The organism is Micromonospora sp. C41, assembly GCF_018070485.1.
GTDB classification, from domain to species: domain Bacteria; phylum Actinomycetota; class Actinomycetes; order Mycobacteriales; family Micromonosporaceae; genus Micromonospora; species Micromonospora chalcea.
On record NZ_JAGPXP010000005.1, the window covers coordinates 40,007 to 52,677 of the forward strand.

Genomic DNA, 12,671 nt, shown 5'->3' on the forward strand with positions numbered 1-12,671 from the left:
CGTTTTTCGTCTTCCGGGCCGGGTAGTACGCGACCGGCGCCGGAGTGACCGGGACCTCCCCGCGACACCGCGACGTCACTTCCCCTCCCGCCGAGGGAGTGGTTAGGCTAGCCTTAGCTTCGGTCGACGGCACGCGCCGGCCGACAGGGCGACCAGACAGGGGACGGCCAGGTGACTGCGGTGATGCCGGGGCGCGACGCCGCCACCCCGTTCGCCCCGGTGACCGCGACCCTGCGCGCCATGTTCGGCACCGACGACCTGCCCGGGCTCGCGCCCGGCCTGCTGGTCCGCGACGAGCTGGACCGCTGGTCCCCGGCCGCCCGGCTGATCGACGGCACGCTGCTTCCCGAGTTCCTGACCCGCGCCGGCCGCCGCTGGGGCGGCACCCCGCACGCCTGTGCCGCGCTCGCGTGGAAGTCCTACAGCTACTGGACGGCGCTCCCAGCGGTGCTCGGCTGGGCGTCGGCCCGGCGGGTGCCGCTGCTCGACCCGGCCGACGTCCTCGTGCACTTCGAGGACCACCACCAGCTGCTCACGCTGGGGCTGCGCGCGTTCACCCCGGTGGCGGTGCTGCCCGGTGACCCGCTGGCGCTGGCCGGCGCGCCGGGTGTGGTCGTGGTGCCGGACGAGGCCGCGCTGCTCGGCGCGCTGCGCGCGTCCCTGCTCGACGCGCACTTCGCCCCGCTGATCGCCGCCATCCAGGGCGAGGTGCGGATCGGCACCCGTACGCTGCTCGGCTCGGTGGCCTCCGGCATCGCGCACGGCATCCTGCGCGCGGCGGACGCGCTGCCCGGCTCGTCCGTGGCGACCGTCGGCGCGCTGCTCGGCGCGCTCGACCTGAACGACCTGGTCGAACTGGTGCCCGGCCCGGCCGGCGAGCCGACAGTGCAGCGGCGCACCTGCTGCCTGGCGTTCACGCTGCCCCGGCCCAAGGTGTGCCAGGGCTGCTGCGTCCGCCAGGGCTGACCGCTCAGTCGGCCAGCGGCCGGACGTCCCACAACCACACCCCGCCGGTACGGGTGGGCGTGATCCCGCTCAGCTCCGTCATCGCCCGGCGCAGCGCGTCGGCCTGCGGCAGCCGGGGGTCGAGGATCACCGCGCCGGCCCGCCAGTAGCGCAGGTCGTCGACGGCGGCCACCCGGTCCTGCGGCGTGATCGGCGGAACCGCGTCGGTGCGCCGTACCGTCTCGAAGAACGTGCTGGTGGGACGCGGCGGCGCGGTGAACAGCGCGATCCGGTCCCCGCCGGGGCGGGTGTCCGGATAGAGGAAGTAGCCGCGGGCCAGCGGCATGTCCAGCCGGGTCTCGGCGGACCAGCGCAGCGGAACCGCGTACGTGGTGTCGGGCAGCGGCAGCGTGACGATGCTGCGTCCGTCGGCGACGTAGGGGCGCCAGGCGCCGGAGGTGACGAACGCCGGGGTCGGTTCGAGGCGCTTGGCCGGCAGCGGGGTGGGCAGGATCGGCAGCAGCGCCATCGCGAGCACGGTGACGGTGGCGAACCGGATCTGCCCGCGTGCGTCCGGATGCCGGGCGGCCAGCCGGCGGACCCGCTCGGCGCCGAGCGCGAGCAGCACGCCGATGATCGGAGTGAGCGCGAGCGACCAGCGGGTGGGCACCACCGAGTGCAGGACCGGCAGGTTCTCCAGCGCGGCCCACGGGCCGGGGATGCCGGTGTCGCGTCCGTCGTAGCGGATCTCCCGGCCGAGCGAGAAGAGCGCGAACACGAGGCCGACCGCGGCCAGGCCGAGCACCACCGCGTTGCGGCGCATCCACCAGACCAGCGCGGCCACCAGGATCACCAGCGGCCAGCCGAAGAACGCGTTCTCCTCGGTGGCGTTCTTGACCAGCGGTTCACTGCCCCGGGCGTCACCGGCCACCGACTCCCGGGACCAGGCGACGTACGCGGCGAGGTCGGTGGAGTAGCCCCGGATCAGCGTGGAGAGCCCGCTGTACGCGCCGGGACCGAAGAACTGGACCCAGAGCGGGTACGCGAGCAGCGCCCCGGCGACCACCGCGGCCACGGCGAGTCCGGCGGCGAACGGGCGGGCCGCCGAGCGCAGCGCGGGACGGCCGAGTACGAGCGCCAGCACCACCACGCCGAGGCCGATGGCGGTCATCAGCAGGATCTCCAGGTTGAGGAACGCCTGCCAGACGATCACCAGGGCAAGGAGTACGCCGTTGCGCAGCCACCGGCCGGGCTCGGCCAGGCGCAGCGTCCGCCAGATGATCAGCGGCACCACGAACTGGCTGACGATGTTGGGGTGCGAGTTGGCGTGCGAGATCATCGCCGGCGCGAACGCGCAGAAGGCGGCACCCAGCCAGGCCGGACCGCGAGACTGCACGACAACTCGGGAGAGAAGGAAATACCAGGACACGCCGGTGGCGGCGAGCCCGAGGGTGAGGAAAATCAGGAATGACCAGCGCGGACCCGCCCAGAGCGTGACCGGGGTCAGCGGTAATGAAACAGATAATACGGACGTATTGGCCATGAGATTGACGACATCCGGCACATTCATCCGGTCCGAGGTGAACGGATAGGCGAAATCGGTGACGACGCGCGCACCATGCGCCATCATCCATTCGAATTGCGCCTGATCTGTCCGATTGTCCCGGACCCCGTTGCGGGGGTCCACCCACAACCGGGCGGTGACCCAGAGCGCGAGCAGCACGAAGCTGAGCACGGCGAGCACATCGATCCGCCTGCCGTGCCCCGTTTTCGCCGGGTCCGCCGCTGATTCCGGAGTAGTCATGACATTTCAGAGCGTAGTCAGGGTATGACCGGCAGGTGCAATGTTCCGCAGACTCACGTACTATGTGCCGAGTTCGCCGACCGCCGATCAGGCACCCCTCCGCATCACAATTCGGCCCCCCTCCGTCCCCCGATTTCCCCCTCAGCCATCCAGATGGTTGACTCTGACGGTCCAGGCGCGGGTCAGTCATATCGTGAGGAATCGACGCATGGCAGAAATCACTGGGGACCAGCGCGTCCAGTCCGAGGTGCTCGAAGGCCTCGCGACCGCTGTCAACCACCGGCAGTGGTTCGTCGAGCTGGCGGTGCCCTACCTCGGTGACAACCCGATCGAAATCGGCAGCGGCCTGGGCGACTACGCCTCCGCGTGGGCCGAGCAGGTGCCCCGGATCACCGCCACCGAGGCGGACCCGGACCGGCTGGTCCAGCTCAAGGAGCGGCTGGCCGACCACCCGGGCGTCGAGGTCCGGCAGATGCTGCTCCCGCACCACGAGCGTGGCGACTACAGCGCGGCCGTCTCGTACAACGTGCTGGAGCACATCGACGACCACGTGGGCGCGCTGCGCAGCATGCGCGACCTGGTCCGCCCCGGCGGCGCGGTGGTCATCATCGTGCCGGCGTTCCAGTTCGCCATGAGCCCCGCCGACATCGCCACCGGCCACGTCCGCCGCTACACCAAGAAGACGCTCGCCGCGGCCATGACCGAGGCCGGCCTCACCGTGGAGCGGATCCACTACGCCAACGCGCTCGGCCTGATCGGCTACTTCATGGCCACCAAGGTCTTCCGGCTGATGCCGAAGGAGGGCCCGATGGTGAAGGTGTACGACACGCTCGTGCTCCCCGTCACCAAGGCCGCCGAGCAGCGCGTCCGCCCGCCGTTCGGCCAGTCCGTCTTCGCGGTCGCCCGCGTGTAAGGAAGGGCCCCTTGTTAACAGACGTCTGTTAACAAGGGGCCCTTCCTTACACCTCACTCCTTGATCTGGTACGTCGGGCGGATGACCGCCCGGGCCAGGGTGTGGAACGCCAGGTTGAAGCCGACGAAGGCCGGGCTCGCCCCGGCGGGAATGTCGAGGCGGTCCACGTCCACGGCGTGCACCGCGAACACGTACCGGTGCGGGCGGTCCCCGGCGGGCGGCGCGGCGCCGCCGTAGCCGGTCTCGCCGTAGTCGTTGCGGACGCTGAACGCGCCGCCCAGGTCGCCCTCGTCAACGCCGCTGGGCAGCTCGGTGACGGACGCGGGCACATTCACCAGCACCCAGTGCCAGAAGCCGCTGCCGGTCGGGGCGTCCGGGTCGAAGCACGTGACCACGAAGCTCTTGGCCTCGGCCGGGAAGCCCGACCAGGACAGCTGCGGGGAGACGTTCTCGCCGCCGGTGCTGCCGTGCGCGTACCGCGCGTCCATCGGCTCGCCGTTGTGCACGTCCTCGCTGGTCAGGTCGAACGACGGCACCGTCGGCAACAGCTCGTACGGGTCCGGGGCGATCGGTCGTTCCAGGGTCATCGAAACGGTCCTTCCGGGTACGCGAATGTCCTGCGCCCCTTCATACCCCGTTGTCCGGGCCGCCGTGCTGTCGGCGCACCATCTCGTTGATCCAGACCGGCGCGTACGGCGACGTGCAGCCCGGCGGCGTGGGGTAGTCCTTGAGCACCCCGAGCCGCTCGCCGATGCCGACCGCGCGTTCCCGGTACGCCGGATGCTCGATCCCGATCTGCGCGAGGCAGTGGTTCATCGCCCACTGGAGGCGCTCCGGCGCGCCGGCCATCTCCGCCTCGATCTCGTCGAGCAGACCGGCCAGGTCCAGCCCGTCCGGGTTCCGCGCCACCCGCTCGGTGGTCAGCGCCCAGCCGGCGCTCGCCACCACCGGATCGGGATCGGCCGACCAGGCCAGGCGCAGCGGCTCCGCGTGCGGGCTCTTCTTCACCACGTAGTTGACGAGCCAGTCGTGCACCTTCGGCGTACGCGCCTCGCGCAGCATCGCGTCCAGCTCGTCCCGTCCGTACGCCTTCGGCCGGCAGATCAGCAGCGCCAGCAGCCGCGCCGCGCTGTCGCCGGTCGCCCACAGCTCCCGCGCGAGGTCCTGCTGCGTCTTCAGCCGCTTCGCGACCGCCCGCAGCTTGCCCAGGTTGACCCCATGGTCGTCGCCGTGCCGCTCGTTGACCGCGCGGATCTTCGGATCGTCGAGCGCGGCCAGCTCGGCCGTCACCTCGGCCACCGTCGTCGTCTCCGCCACCAGGCCCTCCCGCCGTATCCGTGCCCCGCAGCCTACGGCCGCGCCCGGCGCTCCCGCTGTTCCGCCGCCCCGCCGGTCAGCGTCGTCCCGTCTCATCGCGTTCCCCCGATTCCGGCAACTCCCGCGGTGTCAGGCACATCCGGTGCGGCCGAGACTCGCCGTGGGGGTCGCCGAAGAAGAGAGCAGTCATAAGCCGCAGAGGCGATGGTTACTTCCGGGGCGACACGCCCATGTGTCCGCACGCGCGGCAGACCGAGGCGAGGCGGGGTGGGAGTTGGCGGAGGGTGTGGGATTCGAACCCACGAAGACATCGCTGCCTTACCGGTTTTCAAGACCAGCGCCATCGGCCACTAGGCGAACCCTCCCGGCACGCCCCCGAGGGGTGCGCGACCGGGACCCAGTCTGCCACGAACCCCGTACCGGGCAAGCCGCCGTCCCACCTCCGTTGCGAGAATGTGTGCGTGTGGGAGAGTCCGGCAGTGGTGCTGATCAGCGGAATCATGGCCGCAGGCAAGTCCACAGTGGCCGAAGGGCTGGCCCGGCGGCTGCCCCGCTCGGTGCATCTGCGCGGCGACGTGTTCCGCCGCGTGATCGTCAACGGGCGGGCCGACATGACCGCCGAGCCGACCGACGAGGCGCTGCGGCAGCTCCGGCTGCGCTACGACCTGGCCGCCTCGACCGCCGACCGGTACGCAGCGGCGGGCTTCACCGTCGTACTCCAGGATGTGGTCCTCGGCGCGGACCTGCCGGCCATGGTCGGCCGGATCCGGCACCGGCCGCTCGCCGTGGTGGTGCTCGCGCCCCGCGCCGAGGTGGTCGCGGCCCGCGAGCGGGACCGGCCCAAGACGGGGTACGGGGACTGGCCGGTGGCGGACCTGGACGCCGGGTTCCGGGCCGACACGCCCCGGATCGGGCTCTGGCTGGACACGTCCGACCAGACGCCGGACGAGACGGTGGCCGAGATCCTCGCCCGCGCGTGGACCGACGGGCAGATCGGGTAAGACTGAGTCATGCGCGCGATCACGATCACGGAACCCGGCGGACCCGAGGCGCTCGTCTGGACCCACGTGCCGGACCCGGAGCCCGGCCCCGGCGAGGTGGTCGTGGAGGTGCGGGCCAGCGCGGTGAACCGGGCCGACCTGTTGCAGCGGCAGGGGCACTACCCGCCGCCGCCGGGCGCGTCCGCGTACCCCGGTCTGGAGTGTTCGGGGACGGTGCGGGCGCTCGGTCCCGGCGTGACCGGCTGGTCGGTGGGTCAGGAGGTCTGCGCGCTGCTCGCCGGCGGCGGCTACGCCGAGCAGGTCGCGGTGCCGGCCGGGCAGTTGCTGCCGGTGCCGGCCGGGGTGGACCTGGTCGACGCGGCGGCGCTGCCGGAGGTGGCCTGCACGGTCTGGTCGAACGTGGTGGACCTGGCCCGGCTGGCCGAGGGGGAGACGCTTCTGGTGCACGGCGGCGGCAGCGGGATCGGCACGTTCGCGATCCAGCTCGGCGTGGCGCTCGGCGCGACAGTGGTGGTGACCGCCCGCTCGGCGAAGCACGACCGGCTGCAGGAGCTGGGCGCCGCGCACACGATCGACTACCGGGAGCAGGACTTCGTGGACGAGGTACGCCGGGTGACCGACGGCCGAGGCGCGGACGTGATCCTGGACATCATGGGCGCGTCCTACCTGCCCCGGAACGTGGCGGCGCTGGCGACCGGCGGGCGGCTCGTGGTGATCGGCATGCAGGGCGGCCGCAAGGGCGAACTCGACCTGGGGATGCTGCTGGCGAAGCGGGCGGCGGTGCACGCGACAGCGCTGCGGTCCCGTCCGGACGAGCAGAAGGCGGCGATCGTCCGGGGCGTACGCGATCAGGTGTGGCCGCTGGTGGAGGCGGGCCGGGTCCGGCCGGTGGTGCACGCCCGGGTGGACATGGCCGACGCCGCCGCCGCGCACCGCCTGGTCGAGACCAACGACCACCTGGGCAAGGTGCTGCTGGTCCGGTGACGGTCAGCCCTGGCCGGGGCGTGGAAGCATGAGGCGTGGGCCGGGGCCCTCGTCGGCGAGCGAGTCGCCGGGGTTGTAGAGCGTGCAGCGCTGCAACGACAGGCAGCCGCAGCCGATGCACCCGTCCAGGTCGTCGCGGAGCTTGCCGAGCAGCCGGATCCGCTCGTCCAGCCGGTCCCGCCAGGCGCGGGACAGCGCGGCCCAGTCGTCGGGCGTGGGGGTACGCCCCGACGGCAGCGAGTCGAGCGCCGCGCGGATCTCCTCCAGCGAGACACCTACCTGCTGGGAGATCCGGATGAACGCGACCCGGCGCAGCTCGGTGCGGGCGTAGCGGCGCTGGTTCCCGCCGGTGCGGGCGGCGTGGATCAGGCCGAGCCGCTCGTAGTAGCGCAGCGCCGAGGGGGCGACGCCACTGCGTTCGGCGAGCTGCCCGATGGTCAGTGTTGCTTCGTGCATCACACGGCCTTGAGTTGAAGTTCGCTTCAAGTCCGAGGCTATCGGTATGACGACGACCACCGCCACCGAGCTGGGCGCGCTGCTGGACCGGGTGCGCGCCGGCCGCGAGTTCGGCGCCAACGTGTACTCGACGCTGGACGTGCTCCAGGTGCTCTACGACCGGGTGCTCCGGATCACCCCGGCCACCGTGGACGACCCGGACCGGGACCGCTTCCTGCTCTCCAAGGGGCACGCGGTCGCCGGCTACTACGCGCTGCTCGCCGCCCGCGGCTTCGTACCGCCCGAGTGGCTGGACGACCAGGGCGGCCCGGCGAGCCGCCTCGGCGACCACCCGGACCGCACGCTCGTGCCGGGCGTCGAGATCGGTTCCGGTTCGCTCGGCCACGGCCTCGGGCTGGGCGTGGGCACCGCGCTCGGGCTGCGGGCCCAGGGCCGCACCGACCCCCGGGTGTACGTGCTGCTCGGCGACGCCGAACTGGACGAGGGCTCCAACCACGAGGCGATCGCGTACGCGGGCGCGACCGGGCTGGGCAACCTGACCGCGATCGTGCTGGACAACCGCTCGGCCACGTACGGCTGGCCGGGTGGTGCGGCGAGCCGGTTCGCGGTGAACGGGTGGAGCGCCGCCACCGTCGACGGGCGCGACCACGACGCCCTGCACGCCGCCCTCACCGGGCACGACGATCACCGGCCGCACGTCGTCGTCGCGGTCGTCACGGACGGAGAGTGAGCATGAGCAGCACCATGCGGGACGCGTTCGTCACCAGCACCGAGGAGGTGCTCGCCGATCCGCGTACGACAGTCGTGCTCGCCGACATCTCCGCCGCCGCGTTCGAGCCGGCCGCCGCCCGGTACCCGGACCGGGTGATCAACGTCGGAATCCGGGAGCAGTTGATGGTCGGGGTCGCCGGTGGGCTGGCGCTGACCGGGCAGCGGCCGATCGTGCACAGCTACGCCCCGTTCCTGGTCGAGCGGGCGTACGAGCAGATCAAGCTGGACCTCGACCACCAGGGCGTCGGCGCGGTGCTCGTCGGCATCGGCGGCTCGTACGACCGGGCTGAGGCGGGACGCACCCACCTCGGTCCGGCCGACGTGGCGCTGATCGACACGCTCCACGGCTGGACCGTGCACGTGCCGGGGCACCCGGACGAGGTCCGGCCGCTGCTGCGCGACGTCGTGTGCGGGCAGGACTCGGCGTACCTGCGGTTGTCGATCCGGGCCAACGCGCGGGCGTACCCGGAGGCGGGTGACCTGCGGGTGGTGCGCGACGCCGGGCCGGGCGCGGCGCTGCTGGTGGCGGTCGGGCCGGTGCTGGACGCGGCGCTGGCCGCGACCGCCGACCGGGCGGTGACCGTGGCCTACACCCACCGGCCGCGCCCGTTCGACACGGCCGGGCTGCGGGCGCTGGCCGGAACCGAGGTGATGGTGGTCGAGCCGTACCTGGCGGGCACCTCGGCGCGGGTGGTGTCGGAGGCGCTGGCCGACCGGCCGCACCGGCTGCTGTCGCTGGGGGTGGGCCGCGAGGACCTGCGCCGCTACGGCAGCGCCGAGGACCACGAACGCTGGCACGGCCTGGACGCCGCGGGGCTGCGCCGCTCGGTGGACACGTTCCTCGGCTGAGCGCCCCGGACACGACGCAACCCCGCGGCCTCGGCTCGTGCCGGGATCGCGGGGTTGCGGCGGTGCGGGCTCAGTGCGCGGCGGCGGGAGTGGCCGGGCGGCGGCGGGCGCGCTCGCGGGCCAGGATCCAGATCGCCTCGACGCCGTCCTTCCAGGTGATCTTCTTGCCCTCCTCGCGGCCCCGCGCGCGGTAGCTGATCGGCACCTCGTAGGGGCGAATGCGCTGGCGGAGCAGCTTGCCGGTGACCTCCGCCTCCATGCCGAAGCCCCGGGAGCGGACCTGCAGCGAGCGGTACAGCTCCAGCGGCATCAGCTTGAAGCAGGTCTCCAGGTCGCCGATGTAGGAGTTGTAGAGCACGTTCGCGGCGAGCGTGACGCCCTTGTTGCCCATCACGTACCAGAAGCTGTACGAGCTGTGGCTGCCGAAGGTCCGATTGCCGTAGACGACTGTCGCCCGACCGTCGAGCACCGGCTCCAGCAGACGCGGGATGTCCTGCGGGTCGTACTCGAGGTCGGCGTCGAGGATGACCATGTACTCGCCCTCGGCGCTGTCGACGGCGGTCTTGATGGCCGCGCCCTTGCCGGCGTTGCGCTGGTGGGTGATCACCCGGAGGCGCGCGTCGTCGACCCGGCCCAGAATCTCGCCGGTGCCGTCCCGGCTGCCGTCGTCCACGACGACAAGCTCGATCTCGCACGGGTAGTCGACCGCCAATGCCTGCTTGAGGGCATCCGCGATACGTTCTTCCTCGTTGTAGACCGGCATGAGGATCGAGAGCTTCACGGATTCTCCACGGAGGCGATGTCGGGTCGGGGCATAGCGTAGCCTGGCACATTGCTTCCGTCACGACAGCCCAGGCACCTATTCCTGGCGAATCGGCACCACCACGAGCCGGGCCACGTTCCCGCCGTCGTCCTTCGCTCCGGCCACCGCGACAGTCGTGCCGATCTTGATGTCGTTCGATCGGATCGCGGTCCGGCGCTCGACCACCCGCAGTTTGTCGCCGAACGTCCAGGTCGCTGTGAAACCGTCGGTGGATTTCACGGTCATCGACCGTTCGTCGATCGCGGTCACCTCGCCGCGCTGGACCGCCACCGTCCTGGTGCCGCCGTCCCTGTTCCGCACCACCGCCTCGCCGTGCAGCGTGTTGCGCCGCAGCAGCACCCGGGCCCGGTGGCGCTTGTTCCCCTCCGCCCGCTCGCCCTTGCCGTCCGGCCCGGCCTGCGGCGTACCGGTGGACGCCGGTGCGGCTACCGGTTCGACGTCCAGGTCACCGGCGTCGAGGCCGAGCGCGGCGAGCGCCTGGCCCTCCGCGCCCATGGCGGCGCTCACCTCGACCGCCCGGTCGGGTTCCGCGCCGGGCCGGCTCGCGCCGCACCCGGCGAGTCCGAGCGCGGCGGCGGCGAGCAGCGCGGTGGCGCCGGTGACGATTCGCTGACGTGCCATCTGTGGTCCTTTCCTCGCGGTGACGACCCCGAGCGTTCCGCACCGACACGAGGGAACGGTCAAGCCGATGTTCGAGCCCGGTAAGGATCCGGGGGCACCACGACGGTGAAGGCGGCCCCGCCCTCCGGGGCGTGCCCGGCGGTGATGTCGCCGCCGAGCCGGCGGACCAGCCCGGCGGCCAGCGCCAGGCCCAGACCGCTGCCCACCTTGCGCACCCCCCGGTACCGCTGGTGCAGCGCGCCCCGCTCGAACGCCACGTCCAGGTCGTCGTCGGTGAGGCCGGGTCCGCCGTCCCGGACCTCCAGCGTCCCACCGCCCGCCGGACCGGCGGCCCGGACCGCGAGCACCACCGGCGCCCCCGGCGGTACGACCCGCAGCGCGTTCTCCAGCAGCCCGTCCACCACCTGCCGGATCCGGCCCGGATCGGTGTACGCCGGCACCGGCGCGTCCGGCGTCTCCAGCCGGAACGGCACCCCGAGCGCCGCACACCGGCCGGACCAGGCACGCTCCGCGTCGGCGGCGAGCCGGGTCAGGTCGACCGGCACCGGTTCCAGCGGAAAGTCGACTGCCTCCAACCGGGCCAGCGCCAGCAGGTCGCGGACCAGCCGGTCCAGGTGTTCGGCCTCGGCGAGCACGGTCCGGCCGGTCGCCGGCACCGCGTCGGCCTCGATCACCCCGTCGGCCAGCGCCTCGGCGTAGCCACGGATCGCGGTCAGCGGGGTCCGCAACTCGTGCGAAACGGAGAGCAGGAACTCGCGCTGCCGACCCTCGCTCGTGGCCAGCGCGGCGGCGAGGCCGTTGAGCGCGTACGCCAGGTCGGCCACCTCGTCGGGCGGCTCGACCGGCACCCGGACCGTCCGGTCCCCGGCCCGGAGCCGCGCGGCGGCGGTGGCGGCGGTACGGATCGGCCGGGCCAGCCGGCGGGCGAGCAGCAGTCCGGCGGCCGCCCCGGCGGCGAGTCCGGCGAGCAGCGGCAGCCAGAGTCCGCGCAGCACCTGCTGCCACGGCGCGGCGCTGCGGGCGCGGGTCAGCACCACACCGTCCCCGCCGGGCAGCGCCCGCGCCTCGACCAGCCGGCGTTCCCCGTCGACCAGCCGCCGGCCGGAGACGTTGTCGCCGCCGGCCACCCGTGTCACGAGCGGTCGGGGCAGGCCCGGCCGGTCGGCCTGCCCGTCCCGGATCAGGTACACCTCGATCCGCTGCTGACCCAGTTGGCGGATGAGCCGGTCCCCGGCGCCGTCGCGCTGGCGTACCGCCCGCACCCGGAGCACGTCGGCGGCGAGCCGGGCCTGGGCGGCCAGCGCCTCCTGGTCCCGGCGCTCCGCGCCGCGTACCGCCAGGGGCACCGCCACCAGCGCGGTGACGAGCACCGACACGAGCGCCACCGCGCAGGTGGCCACTACCGCGCGGGCGGTGAGCGTCCGCCCGGGGCGGCCCGGCATCGGTCCGGGCGGCTGCTCAGGCATCGGCGGCGTACCCGACGCCCCGGTGGGTGCGGATCACGCTGTCCGGGCCGAGTTTGGCCCGGACCTGCGCCACGTGCACGTCGACGGTCCGGGTGCCGGCGTGCGCCGCGTACCCCCACACGCCGGCCAGCAGTTCCTCCCTGGTGAACACCCGGCCCGGACGGGCCATCAGGTGCGCGAGCAGGTCGAACTCGGTGGAGGTGAGCTGCACCGGCGTACCGGCGGCGGTCACCGTGCGGCGGGCCGGGTCGAGCGTGACGGCGCCGAGCGTGCGGGGCTGCTCGGCGGACACGCCGGACGTGCGGCGCAGCACCGCCCGCAGCCGGGCGAGCAGCTCGCGCGGGCTGAACGGCTTGGTGACGTAGTCGTCGGCGCCCAGTTCCAGCCCGACGACGCGGTCCACCTCGTCGTCCCGGGCGGTGAGGAAGATGACCGGCGTCCAGTCGCCGGCCGCGCGCAGCCGGCGGCAGATCTCGGTGCCGGCCAGGCCGGGCAGCGCGATGTCGAGCACGCAGGCCACCGGGCGCAGCCGCCGCGCGGCGGCCAGCCCGGCCTCGCCGTCACGTTCCAGGTGTACGCCGAACCCGTCCCGGGTCAGGTAGAGCCGGACCAGGTCGGCGATGGCGGGCTCGTCCTCCACCACGAGGACGAGCCCGGGCGGGGCGGCGGTGGTCACCGGCTCATGATGACCGACGGTCGACCGCCCGGCCGGTCAGGAAAT

General features: G+C 73.1%; 14 protein-coding genes and 1 tRNA gene. 6 read left to right on the forward strand and 9 right to left on the reverse strand.

The features are described from left to right. Nucleotides 1-183 precede the first annotated feature (183 nt). Nucleotides 184-966 carry an IucA/IucC family C-terminal-domain containing protein gene (locus tag KBX43_RS07425; protein ID WP_210883999.1) on the forward strand — a complete coding sequence of 261 codons (783 nt, stop codon included), beginning with the start codon at nt 184-186 and terminating at the stop codon, nt 964-966. Nucleotides 967-970: 4 nt separating this feature from the next. Here KBX43_RS07425 and KBX43_RS07430 read toward each other — a convergent pair whose 3' ends face one another. Beyond that, entirely contained in the window at nt 971-2,749 is a 1,779-nt protein-coding gene (locus KBX43_RS07430; RefSeq protein ID WP_210883875.1) for a hypothetical protein, read from the reverse strand. Nucleotides 2,750-2,957: 208 nt separating this feature from the next. Here KBX43_RS07430 and KBX43_RS07435 point away from each other — a divergent pair, with 208 nt between their 5' ends. Beyond that, nucleotides 2,958-3,662: a class I SAM-dependent methyltransferase gene (locus tag KBX43_RS07435; RefSeq protein ID WP_043327784.1), complete on the forward strand. Its 705-nt coding sequence runs from the start codon at nt 2,958-2,960 to the stop codon at nt 3,660-3,662. Between the two features lie 53 nt (nt 3,663-3,715). Here KBX43_RS07435 and KBX43_RS07440 read toward each other — a convergent pair whose 3' ends face one another. The 3 genes from KBX43_RS07440 to KBX43_RS07450 all read right to left on the reverse strand — a co-directional run bounded on the left by KBX43_RS07440 (nt 3,716) and on the right by KBX43_RS07450 (nt 5,344). Beyond that, nucleotides 3,716-4,249: a YbhB/YbcL family Raf kinase inhibitor-like protein gene (locus tag KBX43_RS07440; RefSeq protein WP_210883878.1), complete on the reverse strand. Its 534-nt coding sequence runs from the start codon at nt 4,247-4,249 to the stop codon at nt 3,716-3,718. A gap of 40 nt (nt 4,250-4,289) precedes the next feature. Next, nucleotides 4,290-4,979, reverse strand: coding sequence for a DNA alkylation repair protein (locus tag KBX43_RS07445; protein ID WP_210883881.1), 690 nt, complete (start codon nt 4,977-4,979; stop codon nt 4,290-4,292). Nucleotides 4,980-5,254: 275 nt separating this feature from the next. Beyond that, nucleotides 5,255-5,344: transfer RNA gene (locus KBX43_RS07450), tRNA-Ser, on the reverse strand. Between the two features lie 96 nt (nt 5,345-5,440). Between KBX43_RS07450 and KBX43_RS07455 the strand changes: the two genes are divergently transcribed. Both KBX43_RS07455 and KBX43_RS07460 read left to right on the forward strand, forming a co-directional pair. Next, the gene (locus KBX43_RS07455) at nt 5,441-5,980 is read left to right on the forward strand and encodes an AAA family ATPase (RefSeq protein ID WP_307851481.1); all 540 of its coding nucleotides are present in this window, start codon (nt 5,441-5,443) and stop codon (nt 5,978-5,980) included. Nucleotides 5,981-5,989: 9 nt separating this feature from the next. Further along, nucleotides 5,990-6,964 carry an NAD(P)H-quinone oxidoreductase gene (locus tag KBX43_RS07460; RefSeq protein ID WP_210883882.1) on the forward strand — a complete coding sequence of 325 codons (975 nt, stop codon included), beginning with the start codon at nt 5,990-5,992 and terminating at the stop codon, nt 6,962-6,964. 3 nt (nt 6,965-6,967) lie between these two features. On the opposite strand, the gene soxR is transcribed toward KBX43_RS07460, so the two are convergent. Continuing rightward, nucleotides 6,968-7,420 (reverse strand): redox-sensitive transcriptional activator SoxR, encoded by a 453-nt coding sequence (gene soxR, locus KBX43_RS07465; protein WP_174535741.1) that lies wholly within the window; start codon nt 7,418-7,420, stop codon nt 6,968-6,970. A 46-nt stretch (nt 7,421-7,466) separates the two neighbouring features. Between soxR and KBX43_RS07470 the strand changes: the two genes are divergently transcribed. Together KBX43_RS07470 and KBX43_RS07475 are read left to right on the forward strand one after the other, a co-directional pair. Further along, nucleotides 7,467-8,150 (forward strand): transketolase, encoded by a 684-nt coding sequence (locus tag KBX43_RS07470; protein ID WP_210883883.1) that lies wholly within the window; start codon nt 7,467-7,469, stop codon nt 8,148-8,150. Between the two features lie 14 nt (nt 8,151-8,164). Continuing rightward, complete coding sequence (locus KBX43_RS07475; RefSeq protein WP_043330831.1) at nt 8,165-9,040, forward strand: transketolase family protein; 876 nt, start codon at nt 8,165-8,167, stop codon at nt 9,038-9,040. 70 nt (nt 9,041-9,110) lie between these two features. Here KBX43_RS07475 and KBX43_RS07480 read toward each other — a convergent pair whose 3' ends face one another. The 4 genes from KBX43_RS07480 to KBX43_RS07495 form a co-directional block, all read right to left on the reverse strand. Next, on the reverse strand, nt 9,111-9,821 hold the full coding sequence (locus KBX43_RS07480; RefSeq protein WP_043327778.1) for a glycosyltransferase family 2 protein: 711 nt from the start codon (nt 9,819-9,821) through the stop codon (nt 9,111-9,113). 78 nt (nt 9,822-9,899) lie between these two features. Then, nucleotides 9,900-10,484 carry a hypothetical protein gene (locus KBX43_RS07485; protein ID WP_210883885.1) on the reverse strand — a complete coding sequence of 195 codons (585 nt, stop codon included), beginning with the start codon at nt 10,482-10,484 and terminating at the stop codon, nt 9,900-9,902. Between the two features lie 59 nt (nt 10,485-10,543). Then, nucleotides 10,544-11,950 (reverse strand): sensor histidine kinase KdpD, encoded by a 1,407-nt coding sequence (locus tag KBX43_RS07490; RefSeq protein ID WP_210883888.1) that lies wholly within the window; start codon nt 11,948-11,950, stop codon nt 10,544-10,546. Beyond that, a complete protein-coding gene (locus KBX43_RS07495; RefSeq protein WP_064448115.1) occupies nt 11,943-12,626 on the reverse strand; it encodes a response regulator transcription factor in 684 nt (227 codons plus the stop codon). The genes KBX43_RS07490 and KBX43_RS07495 overlap by 8 nt, the downstream gene beginning before the upstream one ends. Nucleotides 12,627-12,671: the final 45 nt, after the last annotated feature.

What these genes read in the sequence shown, in the direction of transcription:
- KBX43_RS07425 (WP_210883999.1), top strand. Translation starts at nt 184, where the DNA reads ATGCCGGGGCGCGACGCCGCCACCCCGTTCGCCCCGGTGACCGCGACC.
- KBX43_RS07430 (WP_210883875.1), bottom strand. Translation starts at nt 2,749, where the DNA reads ATGACTACTCCGGAATCAGCGGCGGACCCGGCGAAAACGGGGCACGGC.
- KBX43_RS07435 (WP_043327784.1), top strand. Translation starts at nt 2,958, where the DNA reads ATGGCAGAAATCACTGGGGACCAGCGCGTCCAGTCCGAGGTGCTCGAA.
- KBX43_RS07440 (WP_210883878.1), bottom strand. Translation starts at nt 4,249, where the DNA reads ATGACCCTGGAACGACCGATCGCCCCGGACCCGTACGAGCTGTTGCCG.
- KBX43_RS07460 (WP_210883882.1), top strand. Translation starts at nt 5,990, where the DNA reads ATGCGCGCGATCACGATCACGGAACCCGGCGGACCCGAGGCGCTCGTC.
- soxR (WP_174535741.1), bottom strand. Translation starts at nt 7,420, where the DNA reads ATGCACGAAGCAACACTGACCATCGGGCAGCTCGCCGAACGCAGTGGC.
- KBX43_RS07470 (WP_210883883.1), top strand. Translation starts at nt 7,467, where the DNA reads ATGACGACGACCACCGCCACCGAGCTGGGCGCGCTGCTGGACCGGGTG.
- KBX43_RS07475 (WP_043330831.1), top strand. Translation starts at nt 8,165, where the DNA reads ATGCGGGACGCGTTCGTCACCAGCACCGAGGAGGTGCTCGCCGATCCG.
- KBX43_RS07485 (WP_210883885.1), bottom strand. Translation starts at nt 10,484, where the DNA reads ATGGCACGTCAGCGAATCGTCACCGGCGCCACCGCGCTGCTCGCCGCC.
- KBX43_RS07490 (WP_210883888.1), bottom strand. Translation starts at nt 11,950, where the DNA reads ATGCCTGAGCAGCCGCCCGGACCGATGCCGGGCCGCCCCGGGCGGACG.